Raw genomic sequence first — 16,691 nt, 5'->3', positions numbered from 1 at the left:
CGGTCTGGACAACATCTGCTGGGAAGCCGACTACCCGCATTCAGATTCGATGTGGCCGGGCGCACCCGAGCAACTCGACGAGGTCCTCAAGGCCAACAATGTGCCCGACGTCGAGATCAACAAGATGACCTTCGAGAACGCGATGCGCTGGTATCACTGGGATCCGTTCACCCACATCTCCAAGGAGCAGGCCACCGTCGGCGCGCTGCGCAAGGCGGCCGAGGGGCACGACGTGTCCATCCAGTCGCTGAGCAAGCACGACCACGGCGGCGCCAACTTCACGGACTTCGCCGCTAACGCCAAGCAGTTGGCCGGCAACAAGGACTGAGCGCATCCGGTCGCCGGAACGGTATTCCAGCAGCGAAACTTCGAGGCCCAGCCTGCTGGAATGCCATTCCGGCGGTCAGGGGAATCGTAGAAAGGCAGTTATGCCGGAGGGCATGAGTTTCGAGCTGACCGAGGATCAGGAGCTGATCCGCAGGTCCGTCGCTGAGCTGGCGGGAAAGTTCGACGATCAGTACTGGATGGAAAAGGACCTGGCGCACGAGTTCCCGCGCGAGTTCTACGACGCCATCGCCAAGGGCGGCTGGCTCGGGATGACCATCCCCGAGGAGTACGGCGGCCACGGGTTGGGCATCACCGAGGCGACGCTGCTGCTTGAGGAGATCTCGCGCTCCGGGGCGGCGATGAACGGCGCCAGCGCCATTCACCTGTCGATCTTCGGCATGCAGCCCGTCGTCAAACACGGCTCCGACGAGCTCAAGGCCGCGACGTTGCCGCGGATCGTGGACGGCGACCTGCACGTGTGTTTCGGTGTCACCGAACCCGGTGCAGGCCTGGACACCTCACGCATCACCACCTTCGCCAAACGGGAGGGGGACAAGTACCGCGTCAACGGCCGCAAGGTGTGGATCTCCAAGGCGCTGGAGTCCGAGAAGATCCTGTTGCTCACCCGCACCGAGTCGCCCGATGACCTGGAGAAGCGCGGCGCGAAGAAGACCGACGGCATGACGCTGTTCCTGACCGACCTGGACCGCGACCACGTCGACATCCGTCCGATCAAGAAGATGGGCCGCAACGCCGTCAGCTCGAACGAACTGTTCATCGACGACCTGATCGTGCCGATCGAGGACCGGGTCGGCGAGGAAGGCCAGGGCTTCAAGTACATCCTCGACGGGCTGAACCCCGAGCGGATGCTGATCGCCGCCGAGGCACTGGGCATCGGGAGGGTCGCGCTGGAGAAGGCAGTGAAATACGGCAACGAGCGTGTCGTGTTCAACCGTCCCATCGGCATGAATCAGGGCCTGCAGTTCCCGCTGGCCGACTCACTGGCCCGGCTCGACGCCGCCGAACTGGTGCTGCGCAAGGCAACCTGGTTGTACGACAACGGCAAACCCTGTGGGCGGGAAGCGAATACGGCGAAGTATCTGTGCGCCGACGCGGGGTTCGGGGCGGCCGACCGGGCGCTGCAGCTGCATGGCGGCATGGGATACTCCGAGGAGTACCACGTGTCCCGGTACTTCCGGGAGTCGCGACTGATGAAGATCGCCCCCGTCAGCCAGGAGATGATCCTCAACTTCCTCGGCGAGCACGTCCTCGGTCTGCCCAGGAGTTACTAGATGACCCCGCAGGACACTGTTCGACCTCACCGGGCGCGCCGCCATGGTGACCGGCGCCGCGTCCTACATCACGGGCCAGGAGTTGCCGGTCGACGGCGGCATGGTGATGTAGCAAGGTGACAGAACCGAAACCGCACCCCGCGCCCCTGGCCGGCGTCACCGTCGTCGCCATGGAACAGGCCGTGGCCGCACCGATGTGCACCCGGGTGCTCGCCGACTTCGGTGCCCGCGTCATCAAGGTCGAGAACCCCCACGGCGGTGATTTCGCGCGTGACTACGACGACGTCGTCAACGGTCCTGGCGGGCTGGCCGCGCACTTCGTGTGGTGCAACCGAGGCAAGGAGTCGGTGACGCTGAACACCAAGTCACCGGCGGGAGTGGAGCTGCTGCACCGGTTGCTCGACCGCGCCGACGCGTTCGTGTCCAACCTCGCGCCGGGTGCGACAGCACGGTTGGGCGTCACGGCCGCCGACCTCGCCGAGCGGCATCCCGATGTCATCCCCGTCGAGATCGACGGATACGGACCCGGCGGGCCGATCTCGCACAAACGGGCTTACGACCTTTTGGTGCAGGCAGAGTCGGGTTCCTGCGCGATCACCGGCTACCCCGGCATGCCCGCGAAGCCCGGACCGGCGATGGCCGACTTCAGCACGGGCCTGTATGCCGCCATCTCGATCCTGGCGCTGTTGTTCGGCCGCAGCACCCGACCCCCGGGGGCCGCCGCCCCGTCGGTTGAACTGAGCCTGTTCGACGTGATGACCGACGTGATGGGCTATGCACTCACCTATACCCAGCATTCCGGGATCGACCAGCAACCGCTGGGCGTGGGCTCGCCGGCCGTGGCGCCGTATGGCGCGTTCCCCACCCGTGACGGTCAGACTGTCGTTCTCGGCACCACCAACGACCGCGAATGGCAGCGCGTCGCCCGGGAAATCATCGATCGCCCGGACCTCGCCGACGACCCGCGGTTCGCCACCAACTCCAGTCGCTGCACACACCGGGAGATCCTCGACGAGGCCATCGCGGCATGGTGTGCCCGCCACGATCTCGCGGACATCCAGAGGATCGCCGACGAAGCGGGCATCGGCAACTCCCGCTACAACGTCCCCAGTGAGGTGGTCGCGCACCCGCAACTCTCTGCGCGGGACAGGTGGCGCACGGTCGGTACCCCCAAGGGTGATATCCAGGCGTTGCGGCCGCCTCCGGTGATCACCGGCTTCGAGCAGCCGATGGGCGCTGTTCCCGGTCTGGGCGAGCACACCGACGCGGTGCTGAGCGAATTGGGAATCTCCGCCGAGGAATTGGTCCGGTTGCGGGCCGAGGGTGCGATCGGACCGGCCCACTGATGTCTGATCAGGTACTCCTGTCGTCCGACCGCGGCGGAGTGCGCACCCTGACGCTGAACCGACCCGAACGCAAGAACGCGCTGGACGCGCGGCTGTGGATCGAATTGGCCGACGCTCTCCGCGACCTCAAACGTGACAGCGAGGTGCGGGCGCTGGTGCTCACCGGCGCCGGTGGGGCGTTCAGTTCGGGAGCCGACATCGGCACCGGTGAAGAGGTGCACCCGCGCTACAAGCTGGAACGGCTCACCGACGTCGCACTGGCACTGCACGAACTCGCGATCCCGACGATCGCCAAAGTGACCGGCGTCGCGGTCGGCGCGGGCTGGAACCTGGCGCTCGGATGTGACCTGGTCGTGGCCACGCCCGAGTCACGGTTCTGCCAGATCTTCGCCAAACGCGGACTGTCTGTGGATCTTGGCGGATCCTGGTTGCTGCCCAAGCTCGTCGGACTGCAGCAGGCCAAGCGCCTGGTGCTGCTGGCCGACATGATCGGAGCCGAGGAAGCGCATGCACTCGGGCTCGTCACCTGGGTGAAAGCGGCTGAGGCGATCGACGGGTTCGTCGACGAACTGGCCGACCGCCTTGCCGCGGGGCCGCCGTTCGCGCTCGCGCAGAGCAAGGCGCTGCTCAACGACGGGGCCAGCGCCACGCTCCGAGAGGCGCTGGCCAACGAAGCCCGCGCGCAGCCCGGTAACTTCGCGACGGCAGACTCGACGCAGGCGTATGTCGCCTTCGCCGCGAAGCGGGAGCCGGAGTTCACGGGAACGTGGGCGTTGTACGAGAAGGAGCAGACCTGATGCGGGAAACGGTGATCGTCGGGGCGGTCCGCACGCCCGTCGGCAAGCGCAACGGCGGCCTGTCCGACCAGCATGCCGCCGATCTGTCGGCGCTGGTGCTCAACGAGCTCGTCGAACGCACCGGTGTCGATCCCGACATGATCGACGACGTGGTCTGGGGCTGCGTGTCCCAGGTGGGCGACCAGTCCAGCAATATCGGCCGATTCGCAGTGCTGGCGGCAGGCTGGCCCGAACACATTCCCGGCACTACGGTCAACCGTGCCTGCGGGTCGAGTCAGCAGGCCCTGGACTTCGCCGTGCACGCGGTGATGTCGGGCCAGCAGGACATCGTCGTCGCCGGGGGAGTGGAGGTGATGAGCCGGGTCCCGCTGGGCGCGGCGCGCGCCACCGGGATGCCCTACGGACCCAAAGTTCTTGCCCGTTATGACAATTTCGCGTTCAACCAGGGTATCTCGGCTGAGATGATCGCCCAGCAGTGGAACTTCTCGCGCACACGGCTCGACGAGTACTCCGCGCAGTCGCACGAGCGGGCCGCCGCAGCACAGGACGCCGGGGCTTTCAAAGAGCAGATCGTGCCCGTGTTCACCGAAGGCCTGGTGGTCACTGACGACGAGGGGATCCGTCGCGGCACCACCGCGGAGAAACTCGCTGGACTCAAACCGGCGTTCGCCGAGGACGGCGTGATCCACGCCGGTAACTCCTCGCAGATCTCCGACGGCGCGGCGGCACTGCTGGTGATGACCGCCGAGAACGCGGTGACCCTGGGCGTGACCCCGCTGGTGCGCTACCGGGCGGGCGCCGTCACCGGCGCAGACCCGAAACTGATGCTCACCGGACCGATTCCGGCGACCGAGAAGGTCTTGCACAAAGCCGGCGTCGACCTTTCAGACATCGGCGTGTTCGAGGTGAACGAGGCGTTCGCTCCGGTCCCGCTGGCGTGGCTCGCCGACACCGGAGCCGACGAGCGCAGGCTCAACCCACTCGGAGGTGCGATCGCGCTGGGTCACCCGTTGGGCGCGTCGGGCGCGGTGCTGATGACGCGGATGATCCACCACATGCGGGACAACGGAATTCGCTACGGGCTGCAGACCATGTGTGAGGGCGGCGGCACCGCCAACGCCACGCTGGTCGAGCTCGTCGCCTGAGGAGAGCACCATGCGTCGAGACCTGTTCACCGAGGACCATGAGGCCTTCCGCGAGCTCGCCCGCGATTTCGTCGACAAAGAGGTCGTCCCCCACTATCCGGAGTGGGAGAAGGGTGGCCGGATGCCGCGCGAGGTCTTCGAACAGATGGGATCCCTCGGCATGCTCGGGATGGCCATCCCCGAGGAATACGGCGGCGCCGGGGAGCCCGACTACCGCTACAACGTGGTGCTCCAGGAAGAGGCGGCACGCGCGCTCGTCACGCTGTCGACCGTGCGTACCCAGCTCGAGGTGATCCTTCCCTACTTCCTGCACTACGCGAATGCCGAGCAACGGCAGCGGTGGTTCCCCGGGCTGGCCGCGGGCACGCTGCTGACCGCGATCGCGATGACAGAACCGGGCACCGGTTCCGATCTCGCGGGGATGCGCACCACCGCGGTCCGGGACGGGTCGGGGGACGACTCGGACTGGATCGTCAACGGCGCCAAGACGTTCATCACCGGCGGCATGCAGGCAGACCTCGTGATCGTCGTCGCCCGCACCTCCACCGACCCCGACAATCGCCGTAAAGGGCTGACCCTGCTGGTCGTCGAGGACGGCATGGAGGGTTTCACCCGCGGCCGTGAACTGGAGAAGATGGGCTGCAAGGTGCAGGACACCGCGGAGTTGTCGTTCGTCGACGTGCGTGTTCCGGCGGCGAATGTGCTCGGCCAGGTGGACGAGGCGTTCGGCTATCTGGGCCACAACCTCTCGCAGGAGCGGCTGACCGTGGCGGTCGGCTCGGTGGCGCAGGCCCGCTCGGCGATCGCGGCGGCCATCGACTACACCAAGGACCGCAAGGCATTCGGTACCCCGGTGGCCTCGTTCCAGAACACCAAGTTCGAATTGGCCGCCTGTTCGACGGATGTCGAGGCCGGGCAGGCGATGCTGGACCGGGCGATCGCGCTGCACGTCGAGGGCGAACTCTCCGGCGCTGACGCGGCCAGGGTGAAACTGTTCTGCACCGAGATGCAGCAACGGGTGGTCGACCGCTGCCTGCAACTGTTCGGCGGGTACGGCTACATGATGGAATACCCGATCGCCCGGCTCTACACCGACGCCCGGGTGGCTCGAATCTACGCGGGGACCAGCGAGGTGATGAAGGTGATGATCGCCAAGTCGCTGGGCCTGTAGCGATTTCGGCCATCACGGCCGTCAGGTTCTCCCCGGACGTCGGCGCGAATCCGTCGACAGTGCCCAGTCGCCGAGCTTGATATACGTACTTGTATCTGAAATACAGATGCGTATAGTAGTGACTGCCATCACCGAACGAAGAGCCGTGGTCACCGCCCGCCTGACAGCCACAGTCGGCGTCGCCGCGGCCTGGTCGTCGACAAGAGCACCTTCCCGAGGAGCCGACGACATCGTGCGGAGATGCCGACCCGTCCGTGCGCGGGACCCGTCGACGACCTCGAGGAGCGATCCGCAATGACAACGACACATCCAGTGCGACCGGGGGAGTGGTTCGAAAGCGGCATGGGCCTCGATGACATCGATGCCGGACAGTTCCGCATGACCATCAGTACCGACCGATACACCGATCCGGACTACGTGCAGCGTGAGCGCGACAACATCTGGTTGCGGGTCTGGCAGGTCGCGGGCCGGGAGGCGGAGCTTCCCGCCGTCGGCGACTGGAAGGAATACCGGCTGCTCGATCAGTCGTTTCTGCTTGTCCGCGGCAAGGACCGGACGATTCGCGGCTTTGTCAATGCATGCAGGCACCGCGGCAATGTGCTGTGCAACGGCAAGGGCAACGCGAAGCGCGGCCTGCTGTGTCAGTACCACCTCTGGTCCTACGACCTCGAGGGCAAGCTCAAAGGAGTGCTGCGCCAGGAGGAGAACGAAGTCACGGCGCTCGACAAGGACGGTCTTGGTCTGTTGCCGGTGTCGGTCGAGTGTTTCGCCGGCTTCATCTTCCTGAATCCGGACCCGGATGCGGCGCCACTGGCGGACTTTCTCGGCGCGGAGGTGATGGAACTGTTGAGCCCGTATCACCTCGAGGAGATGGTGACCGTCCTCGATGTGCGGGAAGCGTTGAACTGCAACTGGAAAGTGGTCATGGACGCCTTCGAGGAGGGCTATCACATCTCCGGCATCCATCCTGAGCTGTTGCAGGTCGTCATGATCGACCCCAGCACCACCCGGTACCGCTTCTTCGACAAGCACAGCGTTTCCTGCGCTCCGTTCGAGGTGGCCGGCAAGAAGTACGGCTTGGAAGAGCAGGTCGAGGGCATCATGGGGTTGCCCGAGACTTTCCCGTCGGTGACCGCGGTGCTGCCCCGATTCCAGGAGTTGGTAGCCGAGAACCGTGATGAGAGCGGCACCTTGAGTCTTCCCGAAGGGGCGACACCGCGGACCCTGCTGCAGCGGGCCACCCGCGAGACCCTCACCGGGATGGGCTTCGACGTCAGTGCCCTGACCGACGCGCAGATGAGCGACAACCACGGCTGGGTGCTGTTCCCGAACTTCTTCATGACCGTGCGTGCGGGCGAGGCGACGGTCATCCTCGCTCAGCCACACGAGAGCGGGGACCCCAACCGGTGCTACTGGCACATCATCAGCGTGATGTGGCTGCCCGACGAGTACAAAGATGCGCTGAAGGCCGATCGGATCGACGTCACCGAGCCCGGTGGCTACAAGTACTTCCTTGCGCTGCAGCAGGATTACGAGCAGATGCCGCGCCAGCAGCGTGGATTGCGCAATCGCCGGCTGGATTCGATGTCGCTGGTCAAGGAGGAAGTTGTGATCGCGCACTACCACTCCGTGGTGGACCGCTACCTGGCAGGAACGAGCTGATGAGCGGGATCGACGCCGTCATCGGCGACTACACGGGGCTGCAGCGGACTGTCCTTGAGTACGGCCGGGTCGTCGAGAACCTGGTCGACGCCGCCAAGGAGCCGGGCTTCGGTGTGGACGGCTGGGCGCCATTGGGTGATCTGGTGGCGGTGGACGAGTTCGTGCGGGTGGGCAACTTCAAAGAGGTGATGAACTGGCAGGAGTACATCTCGTTCCTGACGAACTGGGCCGCGTCTGCCGAATGGGGGTGCTCGTTCAAGCGCATCAGCCAGGTCGGTGAGGTGGTGTTCCTCGAACTGGAGGAGCGCAGCAAGGTCGGGACGTTCGAGAGCGTGGTCAACTCGATGAGCGTGTACGAGTTCACCGCCGACGGCCGCATTCGGCACATCGATGTCTATCTCCAGATGGAGCTGCCCAGTCCCGAGCTTCTCGCGGGATATGACGGCGTCGAGATTGCCCAGTGATCAGACGGACAGACTAGTGCAGCCGCTGTCGTCTGATGAGTGGGGTGAGGACGAGTACGCCGCTTTCGGAACGCTTCTCGGCATGCAGGGCGACAAGGTGCCCGCGGCCGGCTCCGGGCACACCTACGATCCGCTGAAGTTCCCGGTCATCGGTCTGTTGGTCCGGCATCCGGAGCTGGCCAAAGCCTGGTTGGCGTTCAACGGATACCTCCTTCGGCGCGGGGAACTCCCTGCGCGGTTGCGCGAGCTGGTGATCCTCTACGTGGCCAACGAACACCGGTCGGCATTCGAATGGGGCCAGCACGTCAGCATGGCGATCGCCGCCGGTGTGTCGGAGGAGGAGATCGCTCGAATTCCCCAGGGGAGTAGCGGTTTCCAAGGATTAGACCAACTGGTGCTACTCGCGGCAGAGGAGTTGGTCGATGGAGGAACAGTGAGTGAGCCGACATGGAACGAACTCGTCGCCGAACTGGGAACGCACCAGGCGATCGAGGTCATTTTTGTCGTCGGAGCCTACACAACGACCGGTATGGCCTTTGGTACCTGGGGGTTGCAGGCGCTGCCCGGCAGTCCCGCCCTTCCCGATCCTGCCATTCGCCATGCGCCTCGAGGTTGACGCGCCGTGGCGCCGGTTCAGCTCAGTCGGCTCGTCGAGCCCGAGAACGCTTGGGCACATCGGGTTTCGGCGAGATATTGGCCATCACCAACTGCAGGAAGGGGCCGTACAGGTCCTCGCCGTCGATGTGCCCAAGGATCGTGATGCCCTCATTGCTGGCGATGAGCAGTCGCGCGAGAGTCTCGGCAGGCATCTGCAGGGTGCCCCCCAAGCGGTCGATGTGAATGGTGATGTAATTCGCGAGCGAGTTGACCGCCTCCTCCCGCTGGGTGGTGAGGCGCTCCTTGGCATCGGGATTGCGCAGCAGGAACAACGAGAACTCGTACCCGAGCGCGGCGCTGTCGGGTCCGGCAATCGTCAGGTCACGCCACCGCTGGGCCAGCTTCTCGATGTCGAGCGTGTCGAGGCTCTCGAACGATTCGATGACGTCTGCGAAACTGTCCAGGAAGCGATTGATGTGCCGCTCGATGACGGCGAGGAAGAGTTCCTCCTTGGTGCCGAAGTGCGAGTAGATGGCCCCACGCGTGTAACCGGCGACCTCGGCAATGTCTTCGAGAGCGGCGCCTCCGAAGCCTTGTTTCGCAAAGACCTCTTGGGCCGCATCGAGCAGCAGGCTCCGGGTGTGTTCCATCCGCCGCTGCCGCGTCCATCGTTCTGCCACGGCTCCATCTTCCCAGGTGGTGATGTCGATACGGCGACTACGTCCGGAAAGTCTACATTCAATCTTGTATGTGACATACAGAGCTGTATATTGGCGCCAGGTAGCGTTATGCCACTTCGCATCCCTCAAGCCAATTGCTGTCGCTGCACACCGCCGAACATGAAGCGTCCCAACGGATCAGAAGGAGATTCCCGCAATGAAGCTGGAAGATCGCATCGCCAAGCACCGCAGGATGGCCGAGAGCTACCGCGATAAGTACGTGTTGCAGAAGGTTCAGATGGGCGAGTCGTACGACGAGTGGGTGTTCACCGACGACGCCGTCTACACCTCGCCCTACTTCGTCGCCGATCAGGAACTGGTCCTCAAGGACGTGGCGACGCACTGGGATACCGCCGCGACAGTGGAGGCCAAGGCGTACGGCATCACTTTTCCCGACTGGAAGCCCGTCGGCTACAAGTGCTGGCCCGCTGAGAACGGGTTCGTCATGCGCTACCGCTGGGAAGGCACCAACGTCAATGATGGCAAGGTCATGGGGTTCTACTCGATCAGCTTCGTCGACACCAACGAGGATGCCGAGATCGTGCACTGGTCGACCTATGTGAACGACGAGGAGTACGGGCCGTTCCTGGAGGCCGCCATCGGCGCGCGAGGCCCGTTCCACGGTGACGAGTACATGCAGGCCCTGGCGCGGCATTTCGAGAAGCACGGCCTGAGCTTCTGAGCGGCCGGCGGCACCTCTTGGCGCCCACGCTTTCGTAGAGGGAAGACCTTTCGTGGAGAGAAGACCATGACCACCAGCGCCACCGACGAGGTGTACTACGACCCGTGGGACGCCGAGCTCAACGCGAACCCGTACCCGATGTTCAAGCGGTTCCGGGACGAGGCGCCCCTGTACTACAACGACAAGCACGACTTCTATGCGGTGAGCCGTTTCGATGACGTCAACCGTGCGCTGGTGGATCACCAGTCCTTCAGCTCGGCTCGGGGTGCTGTTCTCGAAATCATCAAGTCGGGCATCGAGATTCCACCGGGCTCGTTGATCTTCGAGGACCCGCCGGTCCACGACATCCACCGCAATCTCCTCTCCCGGGCATTCACCCCGCGAAAGATCAACGGTTTGGAGTCGAAGGTCCGCGAGTTCACCGCGAAGTGCCTGGATCCGTTGGTCGGCGGTGGCCGATTCGACTTCGTCAAGGATCTGGGGGCGGTGATGCCGTTGCGCGTGGTGAGCGAGCTGTTCGGCATTCCCGAGGACTACCAGAACCGCGTCACCGAGAACGGCGACAAGTTCGTGCGCACCGAGCGGGGCGGCCAGATGACCGACAACCCCGACGGCCCGATCACTGACGGTTCCCTGTTCGCCGACTTCGTCGACTGGCGGATCGATCATCCCGCCGACGATCTGACCACCGAACTGCTCAATGCCGAGTTCGAGGACGAAACCGGGGCCACCCGCAAGCTTGGCCGTGACGAGCTGTTGATGTTCATGAACGTCGTCGCGGTGGCGGGGTCGGAAACGACTACCCGACTGATCGGATGGGCCGGCAAGCTGCTGTCCGAGCATCCCGATCAACGGCGGCAGTTGGTTGCCGACAGGTCACTGGTACCCGGGGCGGTGGAGGAGCTGCTGAGGTTCGAGCCGCCTGCACTGCAGGCCGCCCGCTATGTCACCCGCGACGTCGAGTTCCAAGGCTCGACAGTGCCCGGGGACAGCGCGATCATCCTGTTGATCGGCGCCGCCAACCGAGACGAACGGCGCTTCGGCGAGGACGCCGAAGAATTCGACGTAAAGCGCTCGCCGCGCCAGCATCTGACGTTCGGAGTGGGCGCGCACTACTGCCTCGGCAACGCGCTGGCACGCATCGAGGGCAGAGTCGCGTTGGACGAGATCATGAACCGCTTCCCCGACTGGCAGGTCGATCTCGACAGCGCGGTGTTCTCGTCGTCGTCGGTGGTGCGGGGCTGGGACAGCATGCCCGCGCACGTCTAACACTGAGCACCAACCCAGCATTGAGGAGACCGAGATGGCCGGACGCGTAGAAGGAAGGTCGCCTTCGTCACGGGCGCCGCCTGTGGACAGGGGCGAAGCCACGCGCTGAAACTCGCCGAGGAAGGTGCCGACATCATGTTCCACACCATGCCGAGGCCGTGGGTGGAGGCCGAGGACATCACCAACGCCGTGATGTTCTTCGCCTCGGACGACTCCCGTTTCGTGACCGGCGTAGCCATGCCGATCGACCTGGGCAGTTGTCTGAAGTAGCGGCGTGCCGGACAGAGCGCAGAGATGGAGAAGATGATCACGAAACGTGTCGCCGTCGTCACCGGCGGCGGGTCAGGCATGGGGGAGGCGACGTGCCACGAGCTGGCGCGGCGCGGCCATTCGGTGGCGGTCCTCGACGTCGACGAGGAGGCCGGCTTCATCACAGGGCAGGTTCTTGGCGTCAACGGCGGTGCGGTGATGTAACGAGCAGCCGCCCGCAGGCGCCGGCCGGCGCCGAGCTGACAATAAAACCGCAGGTGGAACGGCCGTCAAGGGTTTTCTTTACTGAGACCCTTGTCACAGCCGGCAAACCTACCTACTGTGTGTTCACTAGGTTGGTTGACCGAGGGAGCTCAGTGACGAGACCGGAGGCCGTGGTGCGCCCCTATGCCACGCTGCTCGCGAAGGGCGAGGACCGCAAACAGCGGATCCTCCAGGTCGCAGAGCGGTTGCTGGCGCGCCACGGATGGCGCAACACCTCGCTGGCGCAGATCGCGAGGGCGGCCGGAGTCACTCCCGCGGGGTTGCTGCACCACTTCGAATCCAAGGAGCAGCTGCTCAACGCCGTCCTCGACGCGCGCGACGCGGACGACGACATGCACGCCGACCGCTCGGGAGATCTGATCGCCGAGATCTGCCGGGTCGCCGAGCGTTTCGACAGGGCACCGGAACTGGTCGGCACGTTCACCGTGCTGCTGGTCGAGAACATCGCGCCCGACGCCCCGCTTCACGACCGTCTGCTGACAAGGCAGCGCGAGGCCGTGAAGATCGTCGCCCAACTGATCGAGAACGGCCAGCGTGCGGGCCGTTATCGCACCGACTTCGACCCAGCCATCAAGGCCGTCGAGATTCTCGCCTTCATCAATGGAATGGAGACCGCATGGTTGCTCGATCCTTCGATACCTCTGGCGGAAGTGTTCAAGGGGTACGGCGAAGCACTCGCCCGCGACTTCACGCCGCGGGCGGAAGGGAGTCCGGAGGGGATAGCCTCGATCGGATCCCCGAGATGAGGTACCGACTCGACGTGGTTGCCCGCGACGTCTCCGAGGTGGTCAGATTCGCCGGCGGGTGGATCGTCGACCGGGTGATGGCCGGGTGGGACGTCACGGTGCTGATGTACGACGTCGACGACGTGCGGCCGCTGGAGATCCTCGGTGTGAGGATCGACGACCTCGCTGAAGCTCTCGAAGAGTGGGCCGACCGTCCGCACCCGCAGACCGTCGCCGTCGCCGCGGATCTGTTCGCCGCCGACGAGCGTGTCCGCACCGGGGTGCTCACCGCGCTGGACCAGGGCATGACCGAGGTGACGCTGTGGGGAGAGCGGTGTCCGGACGAGCTCGACAGCACCGTCGGCTCGGTGCGACACCAATTGAGCGCAGCGGCCCGTGCGTTCAAGTCCCAGGCGCTGGCCGCGACCGCGGACCCGCAGGCGGGTGCGGTCGGGGATGTCGAGACCTTCCGGTGCGGTCTGGCGGCGCTGCCGTCGGTCGCCGCGGATCTCACCCCGGCGAGCTGACAGACTTCCTGCTCCTCACGTCCGCGGTACCCTTTTTGCTCCTCACGTCCGCGGTGCCCTTTTCGCTCCTCACGTCCGCGGTGCCCTTTTCGCTCCTCACGTCCGCGGTGCCCTTTTCGCTCCTCACGTTCGAGGGTCGATCAGCACCTTGCCGATGGCCCGCCCGTCCGCCACGTGCCGCAGCGCCTTGGCCGCCTCGGCCAACGGGTACACCGTGTCGATGTGGGGGGTGACGCGCCCGGACACCAGCAGGTCGCGGAGCTCGGACTCATTACGAGCGAACTCGGTGGGCGGGACGTCCTGGAACTGGAAACCCAGAACCTGGATTCCTTTGATCAGCACCAGGTTCAGCGGGATGCGGGGGATGCCCCCCGAGGCGAACCCGACGGTCACGAACCGGCCGCCGCGGCGCAACCCGCGCAGCGCAGGCTCGGACAGCTCGCCCCCCACCGGATCCACGACGACGTCGGCACCGTGCGGAACTGCGTCACGCAGGGCCGACCGAAGGTCGCCGAGTCGGTGATTGATCGTCCGGGCCGCGCCGTGATCGGCTGCCGCATCCAGCTTCTCGGTCGACGAGGCAACCGCCGTCACCCGGGCGCCCAACGCCACACCCAGCTGCACGGCCGCCAACCCGACGCCGCCACCCGCCCCGAGAACGACGAGCTCATCTCCCGCCCGCAACCGGGCCACCGACCGCAACGTGTGATACGCCGTGCGGTGGGCAACGCCGGAAGCCGCCGCGGCGACGGTGTCGACACCGTCCGGGATGAGCGCCAGACTCGCTGCATCGACCACCACCCGCTCCGCGAAGGCACCGGACATCCCGGCCCCGGTTACCCGATCGCCGAGTGCGAAACCGGTTGTCTGCGGCCCGAGTTCGTCGACGATGCCGGCGAACTCGCTGCCTGGTACGAACGGGGTGGGGATGCTGATCTGGTACGAATCGGCGACGAGAAGTACGTCGGGGAAGTTGACCGCGGCCACCTGCACCCGCACGCCGACCTGACCGGTCCCGGCCGCGGTCACCGGGTGCTGTTGCACGCGGACGACCTCCGGCGGACCGTATTCTGCGCAGACCACGGCACGCGACATCGACCTAGCCCCGGTAGTCCGTGGACTCGGCCAGTTCGGCGGCCGAGGCCATCAGATCGGTCACGACGGGACCGAACGCCAGCAGCTTCTCGTCGTCGCCGGCCCGCTGGAAACCCTGCTCCAGCACGATGGCCAGCTTCCACTTCGCCAGCACCAGATAGTAGTCGAGGTCGTCGACTTGGCGGCCGGACACCTCGGCGTAGTGCGCGACGACCCGGTCGCGCGACGGCATGCCGCGCATGTCGACGTAGGACATCTCACTGGACGAGTCCGTGGCTCCAATGTCCGCGGGCCAGCTCTGCACCATCCAGCCGAGGTCCAGCTTCGGGTCGCCGACCGTGCCCATCTCCCAGTCCACGATGGCGGCCAACTGCGCCGGTGCGCCGTGGCGGTACATGACGTTCGCGAACTGGTAGTCGCCGTGCATCAGGCCCGGGATGAAGTCCAGCGGCTTGTGTGCCCGCAGCCAATCGGTGGCCACCTCCAGGCCGGGTAGGTCCCGCCTCTTGATCCGCTCCAGGAAGCCGATCCACCTGTCGACCTGACGCTCGTGGAATCCGTCGGGGCGGCCCAGGTCGTGTAACCCCTTGGCTTTCCAGTCCACCTTTGACAGCAACGCAATACCCTCGGCCAGTTGATAACTCAGACCCGCACGGGCGCCGAGATCATCGTTGAACGGCGCGGGCCACACAGCGTGCGTGTCCATCGGAGACCAGCCGTCGACGAACCCCATCAGGTAGAACGGCCGACCGAGCACCCCGGGGTCCTCACATACCCCAACCGCCGCGGTATGCGGCACGTCGGTTCCGTCGAGTGCCTCGATGATCCGCCACTCCCGCAGAATGCCCTTGTCCCGATCGGGCGGCGCGCCCGGGGGCGGCATCCGGACGACGCAACGTTCGCCGCCTCTGATGATCTCGTAGATGACGTTCTGCGTCCCGCCGGACAGGAAGCGGGTCTGAACCGGTTCGCCCCTGCCGGGCAGGACTTCGGCCTCGTCAAGCCAGGCGGCGAGCCGATCGGTGTTCAAGGCGCTCAACTGTTCCCCGCCTCCAGGTCGAGGTACTCGGCGAAGCGTTCCCGGGCCGCGTCGCGCTTGCGCGGCAACCACTCCGAGGGCCAGATGTCGTCGCTGGCCCGGTAACCGCGCAGCACCTGCTTGGCGACGGTGGTCTTGTGCACCTCGGTGGGTCCGTCGGCCAGACCCATCACCGCTGCACCGGTCACCATGCCGAGGAAGGGCATCTCGTTGGTGACGCCGAGCGCTCCGTGCACCTGCATAGCGCGCCACGCGATGTCGTGCAGCACGGTGGGCATCACGACCTTCACCGCGGCGATGTCCTTGCGCACCTTCTTGTAGTCGTTGTACTTGTCGATCTCCCACGCGGTGTGGAGCACCATCAATCGGAACTGCTTGAGCTGCGCGTAGGAGTCGGCGATGTACTCCTGAACGGCTTGTTTGTCGGCGAGTCGGCTGCCGGCGGTCTCGCGGCTCAGCGCGCGTTCGCACATCATGTCGATCGCCTTCTGCGCCAACCCGATCGTGCGCATGGCGTGGTGGATACGGCCTCCGCCGAGCCGCGTCTGCGCGATGACAAACGCCTGACCCTCACCTCCCAACAGTGCGGAGTCGGGAACGCGGACGTTGTCGTAGTGGATCAGCGCGTGGCTGCCTTCACCTTCCCGCTCGCCGTACAGGCCGACGTTGCGCATGATGTTCACCCCGGGGGTGTCCGTCGGCAGCAGGAACATCGACATGCCTTGATACGGGCTGACGTCAGGGTTGGTCACCACCATCACGATGAGGAAGGAGGCGGTGTTGGCGTTGGAGGAGAAGTACTTCCAGCCGTTGATCACCCAGTCGTCCCCGTCGCGAACGGCGCTGGTGGTGAACTGGGTGGGGTCGGAGCCGCCCTGCGGTTCGGTCATCGAGTAGCTGGAGAACAGTTCGCCCTCGAGCAGTGGACGCAGGTAGCGGTGCTTCTGCTCGGGAGTGCCGTAGTGAGCGATGATCTCGGCGTTGCCCGTGTCGGGGGCCTGGCAGCCGAAGATGATCGGCGCCCACTGCGAGCGGCCGAGAATCTCGTTGAGCAGTGCCAGCTTGAGTTGCCCATAGCCCTGCCCACCGAGGTCGGGTCCGAGATGGGTGGCCCACAGTCCCTTCTGGCGCACCCGATTCTTGAGCGGGTCGACCACCTCACGTCTGGTCTCGGTCAACGGCGTGAACTGCAGGTGCGGCCAGATGAGGTCGAGCGGTTCGACCTCCTCGCGCACGAATTCGTCGGCCCAGTCCAGGAGTTCCTGATAATCAGGGTCGGTCTCAAAGTCCCACATGCGGC

At 65.4% G+C, this 16,691-nt stretch carries 16 protein-coding genes and 4 pseudogenes; 16 read left to right on the top strand and 4 right to left on the bottom strand.

Annotated features, from left to right (window positions below; all coding sequences use genetic code 11):
• The 9 genes and pseudogenes from BEMPMBAN_RS20145 to BEMPMBAN_RS20105 all read left to right on the top strand — a co-directional run.
• Positions 1-328: pseudogene (locus BEMPMBAN_RS20145) on the top strand (amidohydrolase); the annotation flags it as partial.
• A 112-nt stretch (positions 329-440) separates the two neighbouring features.
• A complete protein-coding gene (locus tag BEMPMBAN_RS20140; RefSeq protein ID WP_159233020.1) occupies positions 441-1,619 on the top strand; it encodes an acyl-CoA dehydrogenase family protein in 1,179 nt (392 codons plus the stop codon).
• A gap of 116 nt (positions 1,620-1,735) precedes the next feature.
• A complete protein-coding gene (locus BEMPMBAN_RS20135; protein WP_159233019.1) occupies positions 1,736-2,965 on the top strand; it encodes a CaiB/BaiF CoA transferase family protein in 1,230 nt (409 codons plus the stop codon).
• Complete coding sequence (locus tag BEMPMBAN_RS20130; protein WP_159233018.1) at positions 2,965-3,762, top strand: enoyl-CoA hydratase/isomerase family protein; 798 nt, start codon at positions 2,965-2,967, stop codon at positions 3,760-3,762. Before BEMPMBAN_RS20135 ends, BEMPMBAN_RS20130 begins: the two co-directional genes overlap by 1 nt.
• Positions 3,762-4,907 (top strand): thiolase family protein, encoded by a 1,146-nt coding sequence (locus BEMPMBAN_RS20125; RefSeq protein WP_159233017.1) that lies wholly within the window; start codon positions 3,762-3,764, stop codon positions 4,905-4,907. The genes BEMPMBAN_RS20130 and BEMPMBAN_RS20125 overlap by 1 nt, the downstream gene beginning before the upstream one ends.
• A 10-nt stretch (positions 4,908-4,917) precedes the next feature.
• On the top strand, positions 4,918-6,078 hold the full coding sequence (locus tag BEMPMBAN_RS20120) for an acyl-CoA dehydrogenase family protein (RefSeq protein ID WP_159233016.1): 1,161 nt from the start codon (positions 4,918-4,920) through the stop codon (positions 6,076-6,078).
• Between the two features lie 294 nt (positions 6,079-6,372).
• On the top strand, positions 6,373-7,740 hold the full coding sequence (locus BEMPMBAN_RS20115; protein ID WP_159233028.1) for an aromatic ring-hydroxylating oxygenase subunit alpha: 1,368 nt from the start codon (positions 6,373-6,375) through the stop codon (positions 7,738-7,740).
• Positions 7,740-8,204 (top strand): hypothetical protein, encoded by a 465-nt coding sequence (locus BEMPMBAN_RS20110; RefSeq protein WP_159233015.1) that lies wholly within the window; start codon positions 7,740-7,742, stop codon positions 8,202-8,204. Before BEMPMBAN_RS20115 ends, BEMPMBAN_RS20110 begins: the two co-directional genes overlap by 1 nt.
• Positions 8,205-8,220: 16 nt before the next feature.
• Complete coding sequence (locus BEMPMBAN_RS20105) at positions 8,221-8,820, top strand: carboxymuconolactone decarboxylase family protein (protein WP_234897595.1); 600 nt, start codon at positions 8,221-8,223, stop codon at positions 8,818-8,820.
• A gap of 22 nt (positions 8,821-8,842) precedes the next feature.
• On the opposite strand, the gene BEMPMBAN_RS20100 is transcribed toward BEMPMBAN_RS20105, so the two are convergent.
• Positions 8,843-9,481: a TetR/AcrR family transcriptional regulator gene (locus BEMPMBAN_RS20100; RefSeq protein WP_159233013.1), complete on the bottom strand. Its 639-nt coding sequence runs from the start codon at positions 9,479-9,481 to the stop codon at positions 8,843-8,845.
• Positions 9,482-9,677: 196 nt separating this feature from the next.
• Here BEMPMBAN_RS20100 and BEMPMBAN_RS20095 point away from each other — a divergent pair, with 196 nt between their 5' ends.
• From BEMPMBAN_RS20095 to BEMPMBAN_RS20070, 7 genes and pseudogenes are all read left to right on the top strand, one after another.
• A complete protein-coding gene (locus tag BEMPMBAN_RS20095; protein ID WP_159233012.1) occupies positions 9,678-10,202 on the top strand; it encodes a hypothetical protein in 525 nt (174 codons plus the stop codon).
• A gap of 66 nt (positions 10,203-10,268) precedes the next feature.
• Positions 10,269-11,471: a cytochrome P450 gene (locus BEMPMBAN_RS20090; RefSeq protein ID WP_159233011.1), complete on the top strand. Its 1,203-nt coding sequence runs from the start codon at positions 10,269-10,271 to the stop codon at positions 11,469-11,471.
• A gap of 34 nt (positions 11,472-11,505) precedes the next feature.
• A pseudogene (locus BEMPMBAN_RS33200) lies at positions 11,506-11,609 on the top strand (SDR family mycofactocin-dependent oxidoreductase); the annotation flags it as partial.
• A pseudogene (locus BEMPMBAN_RS20085) lies at positions 11,607-11,741 on the top strand (SDR family oxidoreductase); the annotation flags it as partial. The pseudogenes BEMPMBAN_RS33200 and BEMPMBAN_RS20085, both read left to right, overlap by 3 nt.
• 33 nt (positions 11,742-11,774) lie before the next feature.
• Positions 11,775-11,894 (top strand): annotated as a pseudogene (locus BEMPMBAN_RS20080) (SDR family NAD(P)-dependent oxidoreductase); the annotation flags it as partial.
• 203 nt (positions 11,895-12,097) lie between these two features.
• Positions 12,098-12,751 carry a TetR/AcrR family transcriptional regulator gene (locus tag BEMPMBAN_RS20075; RefSeq protein WP_159233010.1) on the top strand — a complete coding sequence of 218 codons (654 nt, stop codon included), beginning with the start codon at positions 12,098-12,100 and terminating at the stop codon, positions 12,749-12,751.
• On the top strand, positions 12,748-13,257 hold the full coding sequence (locus BEMPMBAN_RS20070) for a hypothetical protein (protein WP_159233009.1): 510 nt from the start codon (positions 12,748-12,750) through the stop codon (positions 13,255-13,257). The genes BEMPMBAN_RS20075 and BEMPMBAN_RS20070 overlap by 4 nt, the downstream gene beginning before the upstream one ends.
• 123 nt (positions 13,258-13,380) lie before the next feature.
• On the opposite strand, the gene BEMPMBAN_RS20065 is transcribed toward BEMPMBAN_RS20070, so the two are convergent.
• From BEMPMBAN_RS20065 to BEMPMBAN_RS20055, 3 genes are read right to left on the bottom strand one after another with little or no spacing between them, the layout of a single operon-like run.
• Positions 13,381-14,352 (bottom strand): NADPH:quinone oxidoreductase family protein, encoded by a 972-nt coding sequence (locus BEMPMBAN_RS20065; RefSeq protein WP_159233008.1) that lies wholly within the window; start codon positions 14,350-14,352, stop codon positions 13,381-13,383.
• Positions 14,353-14,356: 4 nt separating this feature from the next.
• Positions 14,357-15,391, bottom strand: a complete 1,035-nt coding sequence (locus BEMPMBAN_RS20060) for a phosphotransferase family protein (RefSeq protein WP_159233007.1) — start codon at positions 15,389-15,391, stop codon at positions 14,357-14,359.
• A complete protein-coding gene (locus BEMPMBAN_RS20055; RefSeq protein ID WP_159233006.1) occupies positions 15,388-16,686 on the bottom strand; it encodes an acyl-CoA dehydrogenase family protein in 1,299 nt (432 codons plus the stop codon). The genes BEMPMBAN_RS20060 and BEMPMBAN_RS20055 overlap by 4 nt, the downstream gene beginning before the upstream one ends.
• Positions 16,687-16,691: the final 5 nt, after the last annotated feature.

Source organism: Mycolicibacterium austroafricanum (assembly GCF_902705885.1).
Classification (GTDB): Bacteria; Actinomycetota; Actinomycetes; order Mycobacteriales; family Mycobacteriaceae; genus Mycobacterium; species Mycobacterium vanbaalenii_A.
Note: the sequence above shows the minus strand (reverse complement) of the source record. Positions and strands in the feature narration are given on the sequence as shown.

What these genes read in the sequence shown, in the direction of transcription:
- BEMPMBAN_RS20065 (WP_159233008.1), bottom strand. Translation starts at nt 14,352, where the DNA reads ATGTCGCGTGCCGTGGTCTGCGCAGAATACGGTCCGCCGGAGGTCGTC.
- BEMPMBAN_RS20110 (WP_159233015.1), top strand. Translation starts at nt 7,740, where the DNA reads ATGAGCGGGATCGACGCCGTCATCGGCGACTACACGGGGCTGCAGCGG.
- BEMPMBAN_RS20125 (WP_159233017.1), top strand. Translation starts at nt 3,762, where the DNA reads ATGCGGGAAACGGTGATCGTCGGGGCGGTCCGCACGCCCGTCGGCAAG.
- BEMPMBAN_RS20095 (WP_159233012.1), top strand. Translation starts at nt 9,678, where the DNA reads ATGAAGCTGGAAGATCGCATCGCCAAGCACCGCAGGATGGCCGAGAGC.
- BEMPMBAN_RS20090 (WP_159233011.1), top strand. Translation starts at nt 10,269, where the DNA reads ATGACCACCAGCGCCACCGACGAGGTGTACTACGACCCGTGGGACGCC.
- BEMPMBAN_RS20130 (WP_159233018.1), top strand. Translation starts at nt 2,965, where the DNA reads ATGTCTGATCAGGTACTCCTGTCGTCCGACCGCGGCGGAGTGCGCACC.
- BEMPMBAN_RS20115 (WP_159233028.1), top strand. Translation starts at nt 6,373, where the DNA reads ATGACAACGACACATCCAGTGCGACCGGGGGAGTGGTTCGAAAGCGGC.
- BEMPMBAN_RS20140 (WP_159233020.1), top strand. Translation starts at nt 441, where the DNA reads ATGAGTTTCGAGCTGACCGAGGATCAGGAGCTGATCCGCAGGTCCGTC.
- BEMPMBAN_RS20055 (WP_159233006.1), bottom strand. Translation starts at nt 16,686, where the DNA reads ATGTGGGACTTTGAGACCGACCCTGATTATCAGGAACTCCTGGACTGG.
- BEMPMBAN_RS20120 (WP_159233016.1), top strand. Translation starts at nt 4,918, where the DNA reads ATGCGTCGAGACCTGTTCACCGAGGACCATGAGGCCTTCCGCGAGCTC.
- BEMPMBAN_RS20070 (WP_159233009.1), top strand. Translation starts at nt 12,748, where the DNA reads ATGAGGTACCGACTCGACGTGGTTGCCCGCGACGTCTCCGAGGTGGTC.